This is a genomic window from Gilliamella sp. Pra-s60 (assembly GCF_009795755.1).
GTDB lineage: Bacteria > Pseudomonadota > Gammaproteobacteria > Enterobacterales > Orbaceae > Gilliamella.
On the sequence record NZ_WTFA01000018.1, the window covers coordinates 19,809 to 40,910 of the forward strand.

Below are 21,102 nucleotides of genomic sequence, written 5' to 3' on the forward strand. Positions count from 1 at the left end.
TGGTTTTTTTATGCAACGCATTATCGTTTTTGTTAGTTTAATTTTATTACTTACAGCTTGTAGTAATAAGCGATCGCCAACATCACCAATGAAAGAACACCGTGGACATACCAATGTCAAAGGTGGGGTTTATCTTGAAAAAGATCACAATCAGGAAAAAAACACAAGTGCCCCATTAGCGGTCGATCAAGAAAAGTTTATCGATAGAATGGTTAGTAAACATGGTTTTAACCGCCAACAGTTACGTAATGTGCTTGCACAAGCCAATAAGCTTGATTGGGCCATTAATTTAATGGATAAACAAGCGCCAAAAGCAGGTTCATCAACAGTACCAAATGGCGCTTGGATTCGATATAAAAATAAATTTATTACTGCAAGTAACCTTCCTCGAGGTGTTGAATTTTGGAATCAATACCAAAAAGAACTACAGCGTGCTTATAATGAATACGGTGTTCCACCCGAAATTATTGTTGGTATTATTGGTGTCGAAACCGGTTGGGGCAGAGTAATGGGTAAAACCAAAATTATTGATGCTCTATCAACGCTGGCTTTTTATTACCCAAGGCGTGCACAGTACTTTTCTAATGAGCTAGAAGACTTTTTGGTAATGTGTCGAGATGAAGGCGTTGATCCTTTTGATTTAAGCGGATCGTTTGCCGGAGCAATGGGATATGGTCAATTTATGCCTTCAGCATTTAGACGTCACGCTGTCGATTTTAATCATGATGGGCATATTGATTTATGGGATCCTGTTGATGCTATCGGTAGTGTAGCTAATTATTTTAAATCACATGGTTGGCAACGAGGTAAAAAAGTAGCGGTTATTGCTGATGGTCAAGCTCCATCTCTTAATACTGGTTTTAGTACCAAATACTCAATTGAAGAGCTTGCAAAATCGGGATTAAAGCCTCGAAGCTCTTTAGATGGACATACGCAAGTTAGCTTATTACGGCTTGATGTGGGGGATAGTTATCAATTTTGGTATGGATTACCAAACTTTTATACTATCACCCGTTATAATCACAGTACACATTATGCCATGGCCGTTTGGCAATTAGGGCTGGCAGTAAAAGACGCAAGATAACGATTTTTTGCTTAGTACTAATCGAATATTGGCTTGTGTTATAGGTTTAAGGTCGCAATTGCGACCTTTTTTGTGGCAATAATACTAAGAAATGGTTAACTTTATGGCTAGCAATAATAAAAACAGACCAAAAAATCGGATTAATTTTTTTATTGATAATTTTTGCGCAATTTGCACACCTACTTTAGCCATCGGTATACTTGCTAACATAATAACTAATGCTGCAGGTAAATAAACAAAACCTAAACAATATTGTGGCAATTGTGAGTTATTCCAACCAGCTATTATATAACCAATGGTTCCACCAATCGCAACTGGTAAGGTAAATGCGGCCGATGTCCCAATTGCTTTACGCATATCTACACCACACCTTTTCAAAAAAGGAATAACTAATACACCGCCACCAACGCCGACAAGAGCGGAGAAAATACCAATTACAGTGCCAGCAAATACAAAAATGTAATTATTAAAAGAAATATCTTTACTGAATTGATTTTCTTGTTTTTTGTCTATCTGTAAAATAAATTTAACACTTACATAGATAAGAAATAGAATAAAAATCCATTTTAACCAATTTCCTGGAATATAAGGCGTCATATACGAACCACATAACGTACCAATTATACAACCTAAAACCATTTTTTTTAGGATTGGCCACTGAATATTGTGGTTTTTATTGTGTATATAGCTAGATGATAAACTAGTGCCAATAATTGTGGCTAATGATGTCGCAATAGCAATATGGTTAATCCATGCCTCGCCCAGATTGAAATAACTCAAAGTGAAGATTAAAGCAGGCACAATTAATGCGCCACCCCCAACACCAAACATACCCGCTAATAACCCTGCGGCTGCACCAATACAGAGAAAGATTAGAAACTCAAAAATCATATTCAATCCTTAAGGCGACGCTAAACAAATAACCAGTTTATTGGTCGTTAAGTGAAAATTGAAGCTAGGATATATTCGTTGCAAAATTCTCTTTATTTTACCTGAGTTATTTAAGATATATCAATGTGTCGATTAGTAGTTTATTGACGATTTACAAAGGAGATGATATATATTCTCCCCCTGTTTTACATTTGCATAACAATTATCACAAAATGCTATCAGAAATATTACGAGGTGCATTAATTTCAGCAAGTCTAATTATTGCCATTGGGGCTCAAAATTTATTTGTGCTTAAACAAGGGATATTAAAAAATTATATCTTTTTTGTAGTAGTAATCTGCTTTGTCTGTGATTTTGCACTAATGTCAGTAGGTATTTTGGGAGTGGGGACATTTATTAGTACTAATCTGCTAATAACTCGTATTCTTGCCACTTTAGGGGTGATTTTTTTGAGTTGGTATGGTTTTTCAGCTTTTAAAAGTGCCGTTCAAGGTAATAGTTATTTGCAAATAGAATCTCAAAATTTGCAAAATAGTCGTTTATCCAAAGTGATACTAGCAACCTTGGCTGTTACTTTACTCAATCCTCATGTTTATTTAGATACCGTTGTTATTGTGGGTGGTATTGCTAGTACATTAACAAATGAACAAAAATTGGCTTTTTTAATTGGTGCTGTTTGTGTTTCGTTCATTTGGTTTTTTGGAATAGGTTATAGTGCAAGACTGCTAACACCGCTATTTAAACAAAAAAAGGTTTGGATCATATTGGACTTTTTGATTGGGTGTACGATGTTTTATATCGCTTATCAATTAGCTTGGTATGTTTTTGATAGTTATTAATATTATGGTACTTTATAAGATAAAAAGAACTGTTTTTTCTTTTTATCTTAAAGACAAATTTAACCATGAATGGAAAACCTTAAAAAGGTTGTTATGATTTTTGTAACTATTTGTTGTTTTGGGGAAATTTTTCTAACGTTAGCGTAGTGTTATCTTCGATTTTTTGTTTAATTAGATTAATCTGATTTGTTTTGGAATAGTATAATCAAATGGTGGGTCGTGAGCGATTCGAACGCTCGACCAACGGATTAAAAGTCCGCTGCTCTACCGACTGAGCTAACGACCCATCTGAAGATGGTGGGTGATACCGGGTTCGAACCAGTGACCCCCTCCTTGTAAGGGAGGTGCTCTCCCAACTGAGCTAATCACCCCAAATGTTTTTATTTCTAAAACGTCACGGTAAAGATTGGTGGGTGATACCGGGTTCGAACCAGTGACCCCCTCCTTGTAAGGGAGGTGCTCTCCCAACTGAGCTAATCACCCTTACCGTGTGGATGTGCATTATAAGGCACGTCTTATTTCAGTCAACCTTTTTTTTTAAATTTCTCTAAAATCGGCTTTGTTCGATTTAATTTTAAACATTTTTTGGGTGATAGTTCGCAAAAATTACTTTTCTCTATTTTTATTTAGTAAAGAATTACTATGATGAAGCGATTCGGTTATCACAAATAAAAAGTTAATCCATCATGGTTTTTAATAAAGAACGTGTCATTATTTATGTTCAGCCCACTATTTTACGATATAAGACAGTGAGCTCTGCCAAGCAAGTCACTACATTAGATATGAGCGATGATTTAGTTGCATTTCATTATCAAAATGAAGCTGATATCGATTTATTTTTAAGTGATTTACAAAAGAAATTTGTGGGACGGACTGAATTTGAACTTAATTTGGACGTCAATTTAATCCAAACACAACAACTTACTTTACCAGACATAAAGTTAAAATTAAGTGAATTAATTTTATATATTGAAGCTAACATTTATAAATTATTTCAATTACCCACTAAAAATGTATTTTTTGATTTTGTTTATCCAACCAAACAAAATAAATACGTTACCGTGATGATAACTGAGCGCAATAACATTGAAAATTGGGTAAATATTTTTAAAAAATATGAACTACGATTAACATTTGTTGGTTGTCGATTTGACCATGCTGAAATTAATTTTTTACCTTGGCGACAAGAAAAGCAAATAAAACACCAACGGCAATTAGCGTACACAATTGTTAGTTTTATCGGCATAATTAGCTGTTTGCTTTGTTATTGGTGGATTCAAGCGCGAAATGAACAGCAATATTATGAGCAAAAACTACTAGAACAACAGCAGGTAGTACAAAAACTCACGGCTGAATTATCTAGTTACTTACCTAACCCATCATTAAGTCAAAAGCAGATCCAAAATGCATTATTGTTGTTTTCAGAACAATTGCCTTCGGTTATTTGGTTGAATTCTTTTTATTATGAACACCAAAAAATTAGGATTGATGGGCAAAGTTTTAGCTATGTTGAATTAACTAATTTTAATCAGAATCTGTTAACAATGAAAAATATCAACAACAGTCAAATAAATAGCGTCTTATCTAATAAAACGAACTTAGTTTTTGAAATGGAAATGTGCCTTAATGAACAATGATTTTTTTAATCGCCCAATTTGGCAACAATATCTGCTGTCTATATTTTGTTGTTTGGCAGTTTTTGCAGTTGTTTATCTATTTTTTATCCACGATATTGAGCAACAAGCTAGATTAAATGCCAACGCATATCAACAAAAAATCACTGAAACGCAGCTATTACAGAACAAAGTGAATCGTTATCAAACTAGTAAAAATAGTTTATATAGTTTGATATCAGAACAAGAGCTAGCACAGGCGATCGAACAACATCAGCTAGTGTTAAGTGCCTTTAAGCGCTATCAAGCAGACCAAACAGTGAACTGGGATATAGAGCTAAATGGTCAGTTTTTTAATTTTATGAATTTAATTTCATCATTGACCAATGATTTTTATTTTCTTGATTTTCAAAACCTAAAAATTAGTAAACAAGATCAGCAGTTACAGATCACCTTTACATTATTGTTTAAAAAGGATAATGAGTGATGCGTTATTTATTTTTATGCATCGGTTTATTGTTTTTTGTCTGTTTTGACCTAAAAGCAGACAAGCCTTTAGAACGGGATCCTTTTCAACCATATTATTCGATTTCTTGTAGTGAACAAACCGAACAACTGCTTGAACAAATTCAAATTTGGCATTTTAGGGGAATAATGAAACAAATAGATCAAAATTATCAACAGATTTGGCTAGTATCCGATAATCAATGGCTAGCAATAACCGATGATGCTGTGCCAAATGTCTTATTTCCTTGGCATGTGCAATCTTTACTTAACGATAAAATTATTTGGCAAGCAAATCTACCTGATTATTGCCATAACACTGTATCATGGACAATGCCTATCAATGAATAACAATGTTAAGAACCAACGGCTAAATCACTATATTAGCCTTATTACTCAAACTAAAAGCAATTTGGCAATAACAATTATTTTTATTTTTTTTATCATTGGAATAAAAGCCTGTTATGCCAATATCGATCAATCATTAAATGCCAAACAGCAAAAAAATGTCTCAATGACATTTTATCAAACCGACATTGCCATCATTTTACAGGCACTAGCTGATAGTAAACAGATGAATTTGGTTATGATAGAAGATTTACCCATAAAGCAAACCATTAAACTAAATAACGTTGATTGGAATAAAGCATTAAAGATCGTATTAGATTCAGCAAATTTACACGCAGAAATTGATGACAATATTTTGTTTGTTTCTAAATCACCAGATCCTGAAATATTGTTACAAAAACAACAATTAGCGCAAAAAGAACAAGAGTTTAACCAACCGCTTAGCTCATTATCAATACCGATTAATCATGCAGATCCAACAACGTTAATCGAGACAATTCAACAGCAAGGGCTACTTTCAGAAAGGGGAAAGGTAGCACTCGATAAACGTACCAATTCACTGATTATTACTGATTTAGCTAAACAATTTACTCAAATCAAAAAATTGGTAAAAACACTTGATAAACCCATGCCTCAAGTTCATATTTCAGCTCATATTGTCACTATGAGTGATGAAAGCATGTCACAGCTTGGTATTAAATGGGGGTATGCTGGTAAGTCATCGCAATTATTGGATAAGTTTGATGTTAGTCTTGGTGTAGCACATCCTACTACAACGGTGGGGTTTAATTTAGCAAAACTATCGGGAAGTTTGTTGAATTTGGAATTATCAGCGCTTGAATCTGAAAATCAACTAGAAATTATTGCTAGTCCAAATTTACTTACTTCTAATCAAAACATGGCATCGATAAAACAAGGTACCGAAATTCCTTACGAAGTGTCTAGTGGTAGCAATGGCGCGACATCGATTGAGTTTAAACCAGCGGTATTGGGGTTAGAAGTGACCCCTAAAATACTGTCTGATGATCGCATGATTTTAGATTTATATATTACACAAAATACAGCAGGGCGTTCAATAAAACGTAGTGATGGTGGCGAAGCGCTTGCAATTGATACACAAGAAATCAAAACACAAGTGCAAATAAAAAATGGGGAAACCCTTGTATTAGGGGGAATCTTTCAACAGGTTAATACTAATAACAAACGTAAAGTTCCAGGTGTTGGTGACGTGCCTGTAATTGGCAATTTATTTAAACACAACAGCAAAAAACAGCAAAAACGTGAGTTAGTTATTTTTATTACACCACAATTAGTTGAGTAAATGTTAACGGAGTTGTATTATACTTTGACCTATTTTTGTTTTACTTTGATACCTCATTACAGTTCAAAGTATATTATCTTAGTTATTATTATCATTTATTATAAAAGTCGAGAATATTATGCATGTTGTTGCTTCTGATTTAGACGGGACTTTATTAACGCCTGAACATAGCTTATCACCTTATACCAAACAAGTTCTTCAAGCACTCCGTAATAAAGGAATTCATTTTGTGTTTGCAACTGGCAGACACCATATTGATGTCGCACAAATGCGCGAAAATATGGAAATAGATGCTTTTATGATAACCTCAAATGGCGCAAGGGTGCATGATAGTCAAGGTAATTTAATCTTTAGCCAAAGTATTTCCCCCTTGCTTGCGAGTGAAATTGCTCAAATGAGTATGGATGATCCATTAATTTATACTCATTTATATCGTGGTGATCATTGGTTGATTAATAAAGAGGATACTTTCTCGTTAGAATTTTATCGTGATACACAGTTTACTTATCAATTATTCAATCCACTTGATTTTGATACTAATGATATTGCTAAAATTTATTTTACAACAACCGATGATGCACTTTATCCACATCTTGTTCAGTTAAAAAATCGACTAGAGGCTAAATTTGGCAATAAAATTAGTGTTGCCTTTTCAACATTAAATTGTCTTGAAGTCATGTCAGAAAATGTTTCAAAAGGCAGTGCATTAAAAAAAGTTGTTGAGAAACTCGGTTACAGTTTAAAAGACAGCATCGCTTTTGGTGATGGCATGAACGACTACGAAATGCTAAAAGTGGCAGGTAAAGGATGTATAATGCAAAATGGTAGTGCAGAATTAAAGAAACTATTACCAGAATTAGAAGTCATTGGATCGAACGCTCAAGATGCTGTTCCTCATTATCTAAGTAAGCTATTTTTATAATTATCAATACATTAAAAAATGAACATAACTATAGACAAAGAACTCAATACACTTGGATTGCGTTGTCCTGAACCTATTATGCTAATTAGAAAAACCATTCGAGAACTTGCTATAGGGCAAGTTCTTTATGTTATTGCCGATGATTTTGCTACGACGCGCGATGTTCCTAGTTTTTGCCGCCACATGGATCACGAATTACTCTCATTACAGATAGAATCAGAACCATATCAATATTGGATTAAAAAATCGCATTGATTAACAGTCATCTTAATAAAAAATTTTAGAAAAGTATGTCGTTGCATCAAGTGAATTCAATCTGTTTTAAGTAAAAACGTAATGTTCGCCAGTCATTCGGTTGGAGGTTATCAACCATTAGCCAAAGTGTACCGTTTTTTCCGTTTCGTCGAGATTTTAAATTTAAAATAACAACATAACGGAATATCAAAGGTTTATGCATTAGATGCCAGCGTTGTTTGTGCCAATATATTTGATTAATATAATGAAATAGTGCAAATTCACCTTTAATTATTTTCAAATAATGCAGGCAACGCCACCATTCTATTATTAATAATGGAATGATAACAGAAGTACAACAGTTGAAAGCCGTGTTAGCAAACAAAACTAGACAAAGTGTTATTAGCACTGTATAAAACAGCGTTGCAATGCATAATTGTTGCTTTGATATGCTAAGTTGTGTGCTCCACATAATACTTGTTTAACCTCGATTAAGTAAAAATAGAATTATTTCAAAATTCTGATAAAAATAGCTTAAAATAAAACTAAATATGGGAGATAATGCGCACAATTTTTTGTGATTTAATCAATGAGCGATCGAATATTTGCATTTTTTGAAATGCTAAAATGAAGATCCTTACCTAAAGATAGGTTACGAACATTGGCGCAGAAAATTCTGATGCCATTATTTTTGCCTTAAAAAAATCTAAATAGGAAAGATTTGTGATATTAGTTAGAGTGTTGAAATTACTTCTAAAATTATTTATTGGTGCATTTCTTTGTGCTGTAGTTATTGGTATTGCAGGTTATGCTCATTATTCAAAAGAGCTTCCTGATGTTGCTACATTAAAAAATGTTCGCTTACAAACACCAATGCAAGTGCTAAGCAAAGATGGTGAATTAATTGCCATTTTTGGTGAACGACGCAGAACGCCGTTAAAATATGACGAGATCCCACCAATAGTCGTTAATGCCGTTATCGCAACAGAAGACTCACGCTTTTACGAACATTTTGGTATTGACCCGATTGGTATTGTTCGAGCAATGTATATTGGCTTAAAGCAAAAAGGGTTCTCCCAAGGTGGTAGTACTATCACTCAGCAAGTTGCTAAAAACTTCTTCCTAACACCTGAAAAAAGCATTGCACGGAAAGCAAAAGAGATAATCCTTGCGATTCGTATGGAAAAAGAACTATCAAAAGAAGAGATCATGGCACTATATCTTAACATGATCAATTTTGGTTCAAGAGCATACGGCGTTGCGGCAGCATCTTACACCTTCTTTGGTAAAACACCCGATCAATTAACAATTGATGAAGCGGCTTTATTGGCAGGCTTACCTAATGCGCCATCGGCATATAATCCCATTTCTCATCCAGATCGTGCATTAATTAGACGTAATTGGGTATTAGGACGTATGTTAGATCAATCTTATATCACCCAAGCGCAATACGACGAAGCTATCAAAAAACCAATTAACGCAAGTTATCACTCGCCACAAATTGAATTTTCTGCCCCTTATGTTGCTGAAATGGCGCGTCAATTTATGTATGATAAATTTGGTGAAAACGCCTACACAGATGGCTATAAAGTCTATACAACTATTTCAAAAACCGATCAAATAGCAGCAACAGAAACAGTACAAAAACATATTATTGATTACGACATCAGACATGGCTATCGTGGTGCTGAAAAAGTTCTATGGCAACCTAACGAAACTGCATGGGAAACAGATAAAATTCAACAAACGCTTAACAAATACATATGCTATAGTGGCATGTGTCCTGCGGTTGTCATGACATCATCAGATAAAGAAGCAACAGCGATACTATCTGATAAAAGTAATATAACCATTACATACCAAAACATGAAATGGGCACGCCCATTTATTAGCGATACAAGACAAGGTGCATTTCCGAAAAAAGTATCTGATACGCTCAAAGCAGGACAACTTATTTGGGTTAAAAAATCGGCTGAAGACTGGGAGCTAGCACAAATCCCTGAAGTTAATTCTGCGCTGGTGTCACTTGATTCAGATAATGGTGCAATCAAAGCGATAGTGGGTGGTTATGATTTTAACTTAAGCAAATTTAATCGAGCCACACAAGCACTAAGGCAATTAGGTTCTAACATTAAACCATTTATTTATGCTTCAACCTTAGAGCAAGGGCTAACAATGGCGACACTTCTTAATGATGCACCTATTGTTCGTTCAACGGGTAGTGCTACTTGGCGTCCTAAAAACTCACCACCAACTTATGCTGGACCATTAAGATTAAGAATTGGTTTAGGAATGTCTAAAAACGTCATGATGGTAAGAGCCTTACGTGCTGTTGGTATAGATTATGCGGCAAATTATTTAGAGCGTTTTGGCTTCCCTAAAGAAAACATCTCGCATAATGAATCATTAGCATTAGGCTCGGCATCGTTTACCCCGTTACAAGTAGCAAGAGCGTATTCGGTTATTGCTAATGGTGGTTACTTAATTACACCATATTTGATTGAGAAGATAGAATACAGTAATGGCACAGGTATGATTTATCAACATCAACCAATGATTGCGTGTCCAAGTTGTAATGACGATGTTGTCCACGAGGATATCAAATCAGTGGTATCGTTAGATAATGTCGAAAACGAAGCTAACCAATCGGATAACGAAGAGCCAGAACAAGCTAACCTTAAGGCTGATGATGATTTAGTATTGCCTAATATCAACCCGAATGACAATAATACAGACGGCACACCAAAATATGCGCCACATACACTAAATAGTGGCATTGCATTTATTATGAAAGATGGCCTTCGCTCTATTGTATTTGGTGGTTCAGATTGGCAAGGTACTGCATGGCGAGTAAAAGCGCTCGGTCGTAAAGACGTTGGTGGTAAAACAGGAACAACCAACTCATCTAAAGATGTTTGGTTTTCGGGCTTTGGTGGCAATATTGTGACCACTGTATGGATGGGATTTGACGATCACCGTCGTGATTTAGGTCGAACATTCCGAGCCGAAGCAGGCGCTGTAACAGCAAATCCTATATGGGTTGATTATATGAAAGTTGCTCTAAAAGATGTTCCTGTAAAACAAGATGTAAAACCTGACAATGTGATTTCGGTTACTATTGACCAAAAAACAGGATTATTACCTAGCTCTGGCTCTAAAACCATGTCAGAATATTTTATCAAAGGTACTGAACCAACAGGTTATGCGACAAAAGAAGTGGGTACAAAAGTAACAGATTCAGAGGGCAACACATCAGAACTATTCTGATAAAGGACTTAACATGAATGGTTCAATAAGAATTATTGGCGGAAAGTGGCGTGGGCGAAAATTAGCGGTGCTTGACAAGCAAGGACTACGCCCAACAACTGATCGCATTAAAGAAACCCTATATAACTGGTTAATGCCAGTTATCCAAGGTAGCTATTGTTTGGATTGTTTTTCAGGTAGCGGATCACTTGGCTTTGAAGCCGCATCAAGAGGTGCAAAAAGCGTTACCCTGCTTGAAAAAGACAAACAAGTTGCCATGCTACTCAACAAAAACAAACAACTGATTGCTAGCGATGCTATTGATATTTATCATACTGATACTCTAAAGTGGCTAAACAAACCAGCCTCAAAACAGTTTGATGTGGTCTTTATTGATCCGCCGTTTCACCAATCATTGGTTGCCAAAACAGTTAGCCAACTTGAGCAAAATAATTGGCTCAAACCATCGGCTTATGTCTATATTGAAACAGAAATAGGGCACGACCTAACAACTTATATCCCCATTCACTGGCGCTTACATCGCGAAAAAACCGCTGGCCAAGTTCACAGCTACCTTTTTATACGGGAAGATAATTAATGTTCATCTTTATTGGCAAAACTTTATACTCATTAATGTGGCTATTTTTATTATTTAACTTAATCCACCCTTACCCAAAACCGGCGAATGTGGTTGCTATTATCGGCTTAATCGCTTTTGCGGTTACTCATGGCTTACAAGCATGGATGTTAAACTCAACCATGACCAAACAGGAAAAACAACAAGACAAGTTCAAAGTATTGCGCCTGTTCTTATTTGGCGTTTTTGAATCACTTAGTTGGAAAGATAAAAAATAATAATAAAAAGTGGTTGCTAGATACAAAAATTTTTGTATAATGCTCACCACTTCTTTTGAAGCACCTCAATAAGCGGGAATAGCTCAGTTGGTAGAGCACGACCTTGCCAAGGTCGGGGTCGCGAGTTCGAACCTCGTTTCCCGCTCCAATATAATATCCAGTATACTTCATTAAAGTTCGCAAATTTTAGCGTTTGCAAGTGATATATAACGGTTTTACTTTCCAGTATGGAACCGAATAATCCTGAGTCATCCAAAATAATTTAGTCCAAAAATCCGTCCAAAAATCCGTCCAAAAACGGAATGAGTTTTTTGGGATTAGTCCAAAAAATGTGTGATTGTGATATGTAACGGTATACTTTTCTTGTAGACATTCTTAGCGGTATGATAAATCCTCAACAAAGGAGATTACCTGATGACAAGACAACTAAGTAGTGAATTTAAACGAGAGTGTGCAGAATTAGTTCTGAATTATGGTTATGCACATGAAGATGCCGCAAAAACAATGAATGTTAGTATTTCATCAATCCAGCGTTGGGTAACGCAATATAGAAAAGAACGACAAGGTATTACGCCTAAAAGTAGTGCGCTGACACCTGAGCAAAAACGAATACAAGCTTTAGAGAAACAAGTTAAACAGCTGCAAAGTGATAATCAATTATTAAAAAAAGCTTCAGCCTTCTTCGTAATGGAAATGACAAACGGCAACAAATAGCGTTAATGTTGAAGAAGGCAGGAAATAAACTATCTCAAATCTGCCGATGTTTATTAGTGTCACCCAGTACTTTTTATTATCGAACTAAACATCGTGCATTTAAATTTATTAATACTAGGCTTGAAATAGCCATGAAATCAATTCATAACGAAATGGATGGCATATATGGAAAAAGAAGAATGCTCGTTGAACTGATTAAAAAAGGGTTTAAGCTTGGTTTAGATAAGGTCAGACGCTTAATGAAGACATTAGGTCTCGTTGCAAAAAGACCGAAACAACATGTCTATCCTAGCGGTGGTAAATCGTCGATACTTGCAGCAAACCATTTAAATCGACAATTTAATCCTGCGACAATTAATCGATATTGGACTGGTGATATTACCTATATTCGAACAAGGCAAGGCTAGCTCTATCTGGCTGTTGTCATGGATTTATGCTCTCGGCGTATTATTGGATGGGCCTTTTCTGACAAGCCTAATAGTAACCTTACGGTTAAAGCATTAAATATGGCAATACAGCGGCGTAAAGGAGAAAGCCCAACTTTATTTCATTGCGATCAGAGAATTCAATAGCGCAGTGAACAGTCCCAACGGATATTAGCATCTTATCAAATTACCTTTAGCATGAGCCGAGCAGGAAATTGCTTAGACAATGCCGTGACTGAGCGATTTTTTAGATCATTAAAATCAGAAAGGAGCAACTATCGAGATTATGTAACCAGAGAGCAAGCAATAGCTGATATTATTGATTACATTTAATCTATTTATAATCAAAAAAGAAGACATTATAAACGGGAATTTATTTCACCTGCAGAATTTGAATACAATTTACTAAAAACGGCCTAAGATTGTCTCCAAGTTTTGTTGACTGTTACACAAGAAAGCTGGATACTTAAACGAAAGGAACTTTCAGAATGTCAATCTACAACATTAATATTTTCAGCAAAAGAAAGCATATTTAAAGCCGTATTTAATCAAACTAATGGCAATATTCACCTTAAATCTTCGGCATTAACAGATCTCGATAATGTATATAATATTCTTTTATTTAAAATTGATCCTGAATTAGTAAAAAAATATAAACTTCCATCTTTAATTAAAGTTAATTATTTATTTTGTCCTCCATTTGTTAGAACAGGCGTAATCATTAGATCAGAAAAATCTAAGAAATGAGATATAAAATAACACAATGTAAAATTAGAGGATTTCTTAATGTATGTAAAAAAAATCAAATCATTTATTGTATTGGCTACTAGTACTAGTTTTCGAGACGCAGCCGATAAATTAAATATCACGCAACCTACACTTACGAAACAAATTCAGCTTCTTGAAGAAAGATTAGGTTTTCTCTTGTTTCTTAGAGATAATCAAGGTTGTTATTTAACCGATGAAGGAAAGATAATATATAATTATGCAATTAATTTAACTAATGAACTAGATAAATTTCTGTGTGTCGCGAAAAAAATAAAGACAGGCAGAACAGGCATTTTGAATGTTGGCCATACATTCTCATTTATAAACATATTACCTAAACTCCTAAACAAATATACTGAGCATCATCCAATGGTTAGAATCAAAATATATGATTTAAACTCAGGAGAGCTAGAAAAAGGATTAATATCAGGTGAATTAGATGTGGCTTTTATGGAAAAACCAAGCAATAAACAATTAATGTTTGAAGAGATGGGGACAGACCATTTATTAATTATCTCGAACAAAGAGAATAATTTCCAACTCAACCAGCTTGCTGACTTAATTCCAATTTTAGATAAAAATACTCTTTGTTTACCTAACAATAAGTTACATTCTGATTTATTTCAAAAAATTTCAAAATTTCTTTCTACAAATTCACTACATTCTTCGAATATACACTATACAAATAATATTTACAGTACTATATCTATGACGGAACTACATTCCAATATAGCTATATTAGCCAATAGCTTAGTCCAGAATATTAAAACACAAATTAAGTATGAACGTCTTACTGGGCGAGGAACTAAGTGGAAAATAGGAATGTGTTGGAATGAAGTAAAAGCCAGTACACAGGCTCTTACTTTAATCAATGAGATAAAAAATGAAAACAATGACTAATTGTTTCATTTTGAACTAGACTAAATTGAATCTTAAATATTTAACTAGGACACAACCAATGCCTTATCACTTCATTATTTATTTTTTCAGTCTAATATTTCTTAATAAGAATAGAAAATACTACTAATTTTTAATTTTTTTATACTTAAAAAAATTGACTACTTTATTTACACTATTATTTAAAACCATTTCCTTATTAAAATTCATTTTTCTAATTATTGACTCACAATAATCTAGATCCCCAACCCTAGAACAAAAATGAGCGTCAGATCCCAAGGATATATAACCTACGAATTTTTCTACAGATTTTAGCATATCAATACATTTTATATCACTACCTGGCCGAGCCAATACAGACCCCGAATTAAATTCAAGTGCAACGTTATTTTCATAAGCAGCTCTGGCAACTTCATCAAAATCAACAGGGTATTTAGGATTGTCAGGATGGCTAATAATACTAACAATTGGATTTTTAATTACATTCAGCATTGCTTGGGTATTTTTATAAATATCTGTACTTTCAATTAATGGATAATGGAAACCAGCCATAACAAAATCTAAATTCTGAAACATCTCGCCATCATAATCGATGTTCCCATTGAAATCTAAAATGTTAGCCTCAATACCTTTGAGAACTATGACATTATTTACCTCGTTAGGTATTGAGTTCATATTTAAAAAATGTCATCTATGAGGTGAGTCATCAAGTTTAGGTCCATGATCGGTTATAGCAATAAGTTTAAGTTTTTTTTGCTTAGCAATCATTATATTTTCATATACGGAACTATATGCATGAGCACTTGACATTGTATGTACATGCAAATCAATTAGAAACACTATCATCTCCTTTTGAGTATCCAACGCCATTCTTACCGGAAGCTAAAACTATTAAAAGCGCTAATGTTAATAAAACGAACATCACAATAGGCAACACCCTAGCATTTGAGATATTTAGTAATACACCACCAAAGAAACCACCTCCCGCGATTGCTAGATTCCAAAGCGAAACCAGTAATGATTGTGCTATATCAGCAGAATTTCCTGTGATTTTTGCTGATGCTGTTTGAAATAAAGTCGCTCCACCACCAAAAGCTAATCCCCAAAGAATAATTGAGATGAGAATTAATGAATATGCACTGTCAAACACATAAAACAATATTCCTGATATAGCAAACAAACATAAAGATGAAATAATTAATTGGCGTAAATATTTATCAATAAAAATACCAACAATAGTAATACTTATAATTGAAGAAATACCAAAAATTAACAAAATAATATCTACATTGTTTTCATTACCAGAAAGTTGCAAATATGGTGATATATAGGTATAAAAAATATTATGTCCAAAAGCAAAAACAAAGTTGATTATTAAGACAGATTTTACGTAGGGAATAGCTAATACAGAAAAAATTGGATTCTTTTTCTCAGTTTTCAGCGCAGGTAAGTTAGGTAGTTTTAACCAGATAAAAAATACTAAGACCAAAGATATTATTGTAATTAACTGAAAAGTTAATCTCCAACCAATCAGTTTACCAATAAAAGTACCCAATGGAATACCAATTGATAAGGCTATAGGAACTCCTAGCATAACAACAGTTATTGCTCTTCCTTTTTTTTCATCACTAACCATTCTTATTGCATAGCCAGCCACCATCGCCCACAGAAGACCAGCAAAAACACCGGCCAAAAATCTAGATACTAATATTAAAATAAAAGATGCTAAATAAGCTGTCATAAAATTGGTGATTGTAAAACCTAGCATTATCGTTATTAACAATTTTCGCCTATTCCAACCTTGCGTTACAATTGTTAGTGGTATAGCGGATATCAAAGACCCTAATGCATAAAGAGTAACTAATTGACCAGCTTGTGACTCGGTAACACCTAAATCTTTGCTTATTAGCAATAAAAATCCTGCTGGTAGTGCTTCTGTCATTATTGAAATAAATAATGCTGTAGATAACAGAAGAAGATTAAATGTTGGGAAAGTATTACTTTTTATTTCCATATAATTCACCTATAATTATAAATGTCATTTTTAAAATTGTTTATTCATCAAGACAATATGTATTCATGTCTTCCTTCGGATAACGTTCTCCATAAATAATAAACGCAGCTATATTTTGTTCTATAAGATCATAGCCCTCATGACTTAAATTAACATTGGAAGCTTCAATGTTTTCAAGTAAATGGTTCAATTTTTTCATTACCTATGCACATAATTTTTCTCGATAATATTCTTTTAAAATAGACAAACGAGCTAACCCATCTAGAGTAAAATAATGCTACCAAATAACTTTCTAACTGTATAATTCCAATGCTTTATTGCATAATAGAAATTATTTATCACAATCAATACCATAAGTAATGATATAGATAAGACTACGTTACTTAAAATAAAGAAATGAAGTAAATAAGGCTGTTTTGTTGAAAGTGGTCGTTTAAAAAGCCAGATAATTCGATAGAATTAATTTAAAACTTAAATTTTATATTTACCGAAATATGAAAAGATCAAAGAATAATTAACTGTAACTTTCTAGTACTTCAACGTTTTTCGATTCAATTGACACGACTATTTTATTAAATTAATAGAATCTAATGAAAATAACTTGTCAATAAATGGTTTAGTGCCAAAAAATGAGGGTTCGAGGATTAGTAAAAAAGTGGTTCTTTGTACTTTGAGTCAGTCCGTGGCAGTCCATAAAACCCCATTAAGCGCCACGAAGAACTAGTCCAAAAATCCGTCCAAAAAACGTGTTGTAAATCCCCTAAAGTAGCACAGCAAAAAAGTAGAAAACTCTCTATGATAAAAGTAAAGGGGATTTAATTATAAAAAAATGACTGAACATCAAATTGTAGCTATTTTAAAAGAAGCCTTTGCCGTAGATAGGGTATGTGAGCAACTCGACTTTTTCTAAATGGTGAGAATCACGGCCTTGTTTCCATTTTTACAGGGCTAAAAAGACCATAACCAGCTTTTATGATAATTTTCTATTCAAATTTTGAAGTGTCTGTCGCACAAACTCGAAGACGATGTCCATCAGGATCATTACCCACGAAAGTGTACCCAAAATCGAGCATTTGGGGTTCAAGTTCAATTTTGACGTTTAGTTCCTTCCATGTCGCATAAATCTCATCTACATCATTTTTTGTTACATCACTAAATGACAACTCAAAACCACCATAATGATTGGGTGCCTTTGGAGTTATTTCATCAGCCCCTTGTAGCCCCAAAATAAAATTATCATTCAATAAAAATACAGCGAAGCCAGGATAAGTTTCAATAGGTGGGCGCCCTAGTATTTTTGTGTAAAATTCAGTACTAGTATCGACATCTTTGACATAAACAATAACGCTATTAGGTTTAAACATTTTTTGTTTCCTCTTGGTGATAAAAATTAATTTACTTAATTTTGGTTATCTATATTATGATGTTGCATTGATGACATCTGTATGTCATATTTAAAATTTAATGTAAATTATTTTGCAAACATAAAGCATGAAAATTAATCGTATAATTACTATCATCATGGTATTGCTTCAAAGAGAAAAAATAAGCGGTAAAGAATTAGCAGAAAAATTAAATGTATCATTGCGTACTATTTATCGAGATATACAAGTTATTGAGGGTGCAGGTATACCTATTATTACGTATCAAGGGAGTGCGGGTGGAATAAGTATTTTAAAAAATTATAAAGTTAGTAAAGGGTTATTTACTAAAGAAGATGTCATTGTTTTATTAAAAGGCCTCAACTTATTATCCTCACCGGTTTTAAAAGAAAGTGAAAATTTAAGAACACTTGAAAAAATTAAGAGTTTTTTATCAGAACAAGAACTTGATGAAGTTACAAATAACTTAAATCAACTTATTGTTGATATATCACCTTGGTTTTCCAAACAAAATATTAATAATAAAATTTCCATTATAAGACTGGCACTGAATGAGCAACTACTTTTATCGTTTGATTATTTGAGTGTTAAAAATAAACAAGCATCGCGTTTGGTTGAGCCATATAAACTTATTTTTAAGGAAAAACAATGGTATTTACAAGCTTTTTGCCTAAATAGAAATGATTTTCGTCTATTTAAATTGTCAAAGATGTCAAACATTAGAGAAACTAATACTAAATTTATTAGTCAGACAACTCCTGAAGTATTTTCTTTATTCGAAAAGGATATGAAAAAAAAGATTTTTAAAATAAAATTACTAATAGATGAATCTGTTTTAACTCGCATTTTAGATTTTTGTGACGAAAAAGATATTAAGAAATTAAACGAACAACAATATCTTGTAAATTTTAACTTTATCGATGATGACTACAGTTATGGAATTTTGCTGAGCTTAGGTCATAAATGTATTTGTTTAGAGCCTGAGCATATACGTCAAGAAATGGTTGAACGAGCGGAAAAATTAGTTAAATCTTATAAAAAATCTGCCAATTCATTTATGTCAAATTATTCTATCAAATAACTTGTCAATAAATAGCCTCGTACCATAAAATGGTAAGGCAAGGTCTAGTAAATAAGTGGTTATTGTAATTTGAGTCCGTGGAAGTCCATAACAGTCCATTAAGTACCACAAAACACTAGTCCAAAAATTAGTCCAAAAGGTTAGCGAAAGCAATATAGATATCTGGATAATTTTTTTATATACAACAAGTTATAAAGATGGATTTGAACCTCGTTTCCCGCTCCAATATAACATCCAGTATACTTCATTAAAGTTCGCAAATCTTAGCGTTTGCAAGTGATATATAACGGTTTTAATTTTCAGTATGGAGCCGAATAATCCTAAGTCATCCAAAATAATTTAGCCCAAAAACGTGTTGTAAATCCCCTAAAGTAGCACAGCAAAAAAGTAGAAAATTCTCTATGATAAAAGTAAAAGAGAATTTGAATATGAAAAAATGACAGAGCACCAAATCGTATCGATATTAAAATGAGCAGAAACCGGTATTCCTGTTAAAAAGCTTTTTATCAGAACAAGAACTTGATAAAGTAAAAAATAACTCAAATCAACTTACTGTTGATTCATCGCCATTAATGCTTGATATCATCATCAATAGAAAAATTACCTGTATAAATTTCAGCTATTGCAACTGAACTCTTTTTTGCTTGCAGAACAAATCATAACAACGCTTTAGTGCCCACAAAGGCACGTCGTGGGCACAGCAAGCTACAACAAAATCAAAGTCACCTTACACGGCTTTTCATATTAAAGTCATCGATCACCGTTTTATTTGTCGTCTTACTCATTATCATTGTTTCTTTTACTCAGGTATTCTGATTCGCGAACTTTATCGACAAAGATACCATGATTAATCATATACCTGACCGCCTTGCCACTTATTGACAAATCAGAACGATCATAATCAAAAGACGGAAGCTTAATTTTAGCCTCTTTTAACGATGTATAACCTGAGTTTGAAACAGCAAACTGATAATCATCGTTTCTTAAACTGTAAGAAACCATCTTCATACCAACATAGATCTTCTTACTCTTATTCTTCGCGTCTTTATTAAAATCATCTGTACTTACGCCATCTATATTAGCCAGTTTTTTTTGATAAATATAATCCCGACTAAACTCATTACTGTATTTATCATTAAAGGTATTAAATTTAGCTAAATCAATTAAATACACATCATGTATCATCGGCTTAAACACAGAATAATAAAGATCCTTCTTAAAGGATTTACCCAAAGATTGACGAATGACATCGGTCATAATATCGTTTTGACGCAAGTCGGCCATTTCCCGATCATCAAGAAAATTATGCTGATTACTATAAGAAGACGACAAAATAAGATTCGATTTAGCTTGGCTTAATGAAGTATAAGCCACATTCGAAAGTGCAACAGAGTAGACATAATTGCTTGAATTATAGCTTAACAACTTCATTCCTACATAAAGGTCTTGATATCTACCAATATCGTCAGTATTGAAGTTATCAATATCAGAATCATCTATTTTAATGATCTTCTTTTGATATAGATCATAAATAAAATCGTTGTAATTATCGTTACTGTTTCTTCCCACATTTACTAAATTAAACAAATAGATATCCCCAACTTTGGGCGTAAAAAGGAGATAATCGCCTTTATTTCGGTAGGCTCTTTCTTGCGCAAAGCAATGGGTTAATGGAACAAAAACAAGAATGAAAATAAAGAGTTGCAATATAATCCTAGCAAAACTTTTCGGATTTCCATCCATTGACGTAAAACGACTACTTCGGCATATCCATTCTATCAACATTAATTCCTATCATTGTATTAATAAATAACAATATACTAACATCTATTTAACAACAAATCGACAACCTCCCAACCAATATCGGTCGTTATTCCCTCATAACAAATCTTTACAATAAATTAACAAAAAAAGTGGCAGATTATTCGCCATCAAGCTATAATTTTAAGGCTTATTCAAGCAGG

Annotated in this window: 23 protein-coding genes and 4 tRNA genes; 17 read left to right on the forward strand and 10 right to left on the reverse strand. The window is 33.5% G+C overall.

Translation table 11 applies throughout. The annotated features are described in order from the left end of the window. Positions 1–10: 10 nt before the first annotated feature. Positions 11–1,084, forward strand: a complete 1,074-nt coding sequence (gene mltB, locus GQ596_RS09875; RefSeq protein ID WP_160401524.1) for a lytic murein transglycosylase B — start codon at positions 11–13, stop codon at positions 1,082–1,084. Positions 1,085–1,168: 84 nt separating this feature from the next. Here mltB and GQ596_RS09880 read toward each other — a convergent pair whose 3' ends face one another. Further along, positions 1,169–1,975 carry a sulfite exporter TauE/SafE family protein gene (locus GQ596_RS09880; protein ID WP_160401526.1) on the reverse strand — a complete coding sequence of 269 codons (807 nt, stop codon included), beginning with the start codon at positions 1,973–1,975 and terminating at the stop codon, positions 1,169–1,171. A 212-nt stretch (positions 1,976–2,187) separates the two neighbouring features. Here GQ596_RS09880 and GQ596_RS09885 point away from each other — a divergent pair, with 212 nt between their 5' ends. Then, entirely contained in the window at positions 2,188–2,814 is a 627-nt protein-coding gene (locus tag GQ596_RS09885; protein WP_160401527.1) for a LysE/ArgO family amino acid transporter, read from the forward strand. A gap of 210 nt (positions 2,815–3,024) precedes the next feature. On the opposite strand, the gene GQ596_RS09890 is transcribed toward GQ596_RS09885, so the two are convergent. The 3 genes from GQ596_RS09890 to GQ596_RS09900 form a co-directional block, all read right to left on the reverse strand. Beyond that, positions 3,025–3,100: transfer RNA gene (locus GQ596_RS09890), tRNA-Lys, on the reverse strand. Between the two features lie 9 nt (positions 3,101–3,109). Further along, positions 3,110–3,185: transfer RNA gene (locus tag GQ596_RS09895), tRNA-Val, on the reverse strand. 36 nt (positions 3,186–3,221) lie between these two features. Then, positions 3,222–3,297 (reverse strand) — tRNA-Val (locus tag GQ596_RS09900). A 203-nt stretch (positions 3,298–3,500) separates the two neighbouring features. On the opposite strand from GQ596_RS09900, the gene GQ596_RS09905 reads away from it, so the two are divergent. From GQ596_RS09905 to tusA, 6 genes are all read left to right on the forward strand, one after another. Beyond that, on the forward strand, positions 3,501–4,451 hold the full coding sequence (locus GQ596_RS09905; protein WP_160401529.1) for a PilN domain-containing protein: 951 nt from the start codon (positions 3,501–3,503) through the stop codon (positions 4,449–4,451). Continuing rightward, positions 4,441–4,914: a hypothetical protein gene (locus GQ596_RS09910; RefSeq protein ID WP_160401531.1), complete on the forward strand. Its 474-nt coding sequence runs from the start codon at positions 4,441–4,443 to the stop codon at positions 4,912–4,914. Before GQ596_RS09905 ends, GQ596_RS09910 begins: the two co-directional genes overlap by 11 nt. Next, entirely contained in the window at positions 4,914–5,282 is a 369-nt protein-coding gene (locus tag GQ596_RS09915) for a hypothetical protein (RefSeq protein ID WP_160401533.1), read from the forward strand. Before GQ596_RS09910 ends, GQ596_RS09915 begins: the two co-directional genes overlap by 1 nt. After that, on the forward strand, positions 5,275–6,600 hold the full coding sequence (locus GQ596_RS09920; RefSeq protein WP_202113789.1) for a secretin N-terminal domain-containing protein: 1,326 nt from the start codon (positions 5,275–5,277) through the stop codon (positions 6,598–6,600). Before GQ596_RS09915 ends, GQ596_RS09920 begins: the two co-directional genes overlap by 8 nt. 115 nt (positions 6,601–6,715) lie before the next feature. After that, a complete protein-coding gene (locus tag GQ596_RS09925) occupies positions 6,716–7,522 on the forward strand; it encodes a Cof-type HAD-IIB family hydrolase (RefSeq protein WP_160401564.1) in 807 nt (268 codons plus the stop codon). An 18-nt stretch (positions 7,523–7,540) separates the two neighbouring features. Then, positions 7,541–7,777: a sulfurtransferase TusA gene (gene tusA, locus GQ596_RS09930; RefSeq protein ID WP_160401535.1), complete on the forward strand. Its 237-nt coding sequence runs from the start codon at positions 7,541–7,543 to the stop codon at positions 7,775–7,777. 46 nt (positions 7,778–7,823) lie between these two features. On the opposite strand, the gene GQ596_RS09935 is transcribed toward tusA, so the two are convergent. Further along, positions 7,824–8,228 (reverse strand): protein YgfX, encoded by a 405-nt coding sequence (locus tag GQ596_RS09935; RefSeq protein WP_160401536.1) that lies wholly within the window; start codon positions 8,226–8,228, stop codon positions 7,824–7,826. Positions 8,229–8,497: 269 nt separating this feature from the next. On the opposite strand from GQ596_RS09935, the gene GQ596_RS09940 reads away from it, so the two are divergent. The 8 genes from GQ596_RS09940 to GQ596_RS09980 all read left to right on the forward strand — a co-directional run bounded on the left by GQ596_RS09940 (position 8,498) and on the right by GQ596_RS09980 (position 14,664). Beyond that, entirely contained in the window at positions 8,498–11,023 is a 2,526-nt protein-coding gene (locus GQ596_RS09940) for a PBP1A family penicillin-binding protein (protein WP_160401566.1), read from the forward strand. A 13-nt stretch (positions 11,024–11,036) separates the two neighbouring features. Then, positions 11,037–11,600: a 16S rRNA (guanine(966)-N(2))-methyltransferase RsmD gene (rsmD, locus tag GQ596_RS09945; RefSeq protein ID WP_160401538.1), complete on the forward strand. Its 564-nt coding sequence runs from the start codon at positions 11,037–11,039 to the stop codon at positions 11,598–11,600. Next, positions 11,600–11,857 (forward strand): DUF1145 domain-containing protein, encoded by a 258-nt coding sequence (locus GQ596_RS09950; RefSeq protein WP_160401540.1) that lies wholly within the window; start codon positions 11,600–11,602, stop codon positions 11,855–11,857. The genes rsmD and GQ596_RS09950 overlap by 1 nt, the downstream gene beginning before the upstream one ends. Positions 11,858–11,929: 72 nt before the next feature. Continuing rightward, positions 11,930–12,005 (forward strand) — tRNA-Gly (locus GQ596_RS09955). Between the two features lie 266 nt (positions 12,006–12,271). Further along, the gene (locus GQ596_RS09960) at positions 12,272–12,571 is read left to right on the forward strand and encodes a transposase (RefSeq protein ID WP_160401541.1); all 300 of its coding nucleotides are present in this window, start codon (positions 12,272–12,274) and stop codon (positions 12,569–12,571) included. 5 nt (positions 12,572–12,576) lie between these two features. Beyond that, complete coding sequence (locus GQ596_RS09965) at positions 12,577–12,978, forward strand: IS3 family transposase (protein ID WP_255475408.1); 402 nt, start codon at positions 12,577–12,579, stop codon at positions 12,976–12,978. 6 nt (positions 12,979–12,984) lie between these two features. Then, the gene (locus tag GQ596_RS11285; RefSeq protein ID WP_370516496.1) at positions 12,985–13,143 is read left to right on the forward strand and encodes a DDE-type integrase/transposase/recombinase; all 159 of its coding nucleotides are present in this window, start codon (positions 12,985–12,987) and stop codon (positions 13,141–13,143) included. A 639-nt stretch (positions 13,144–13,782) separates the two neighbouring features. Continuing rightward, the gene (locus tag GQ596_RS09980; RefSeq protein WP_160401549.1) at positions 13,783–14,664 is read left to right on the forward strand and encodes a LysR family transcriptional regulator; all 882 of its coding nucleotides are present in this window, start codon (positions 13,783–13,785) and stop codon (positions 14,662–14,664) included. A 123-nt stretch (positions 14,665–14,787) separates the two neighbouring features. Here GQ596_RS09980 and GQ596_RS09985 read toward each other — a convergent pair whose 3' ends face one another. The 4 genes from GQ596_RS09985 to GQ596_RS09995 form a co-directional block, all read right to left on the reverse strand. Then, complete coding sequence (locus GQ596_RS09985) at positions 14,788–15,336, reverse strand: hydrolase (RefSeq protein ID WP_160401551.1); 549 nt, start codon at positions 15,334–15,336, stop codon at positions 14,788–14,790. Between the two features lie 12 nt (positions 15,337–15,348). Continuing rightward, on the reverse strand, positions 15,349–15,531 hold the full coding sequence (locus GQ596_RS11290; protein ID WP_370516494.1) for a PHP domain-containing protein: 183 nt from the start codon (positions 15,529–15,531) through the stop codon (positions 15,349–15,351). Continuing rightward, positions 15,488–16,675 carry an MFS transporter gene (locus tag GQ596_RS09990; RefSeq protein ID WP_160401552.1) on the reverse strand — a complete coding sequence of 396 codons (1,188 nt, stop codon included), beginning with the start codon at positions 16,673–16,675 and terminating at the stop codon, positions 15,488–15,490. Before GQ596_RS09990 ends, GQ596_RS11290 begins: the two co-directional genes overlap by 44 nt. 983 nt (positions 16,676–17,658) lie before the next feature. Beyond that, positions 17,659–18,039: a VOC family protein gene (locus GQ596_RS09995; protein ID WP_065580414.1), complete on the reverse strand. Its 381-nt coding sequence runs from the start codon at positions 18,037–18,039 to the stop codon at positions 17,659–17,661. Positions 18,040–18,166: 127 nt separating this feature from the next. Here GQ596_RS09995 and GQ596_RS10000 point away from each other — a divergent pair, with 127 nt between their 5' ends. Further along, the gene (locus tag GQ596_RS10000) at positions 18,167–19,138 is read left to right on the forward strand and encodes a YafY family protein (protein WP_160401554.1); all 972 of its coding nucleotides are present in this window, start codon (positions 18,167–18,169) and stop codon (positions 19,136–19,138) included. Between the two features lie 777 nt (positions 19,139–19,915). Here the strand turns inward: GQ596_RS10000 and GQ596_RS10005 are convergent. Beyond that, positions 19,916–20,923, reverse strand: coding sequence for a hypothetical protein (locus GQ596_RS10005; protein ID WP_160401556.1), 1,008 nt, complete (start codon positions 20,921–20,923; stop codon positions 19,916–19,918). Positions 20,924–21,102: the final 179 nt, after the last annotated feature.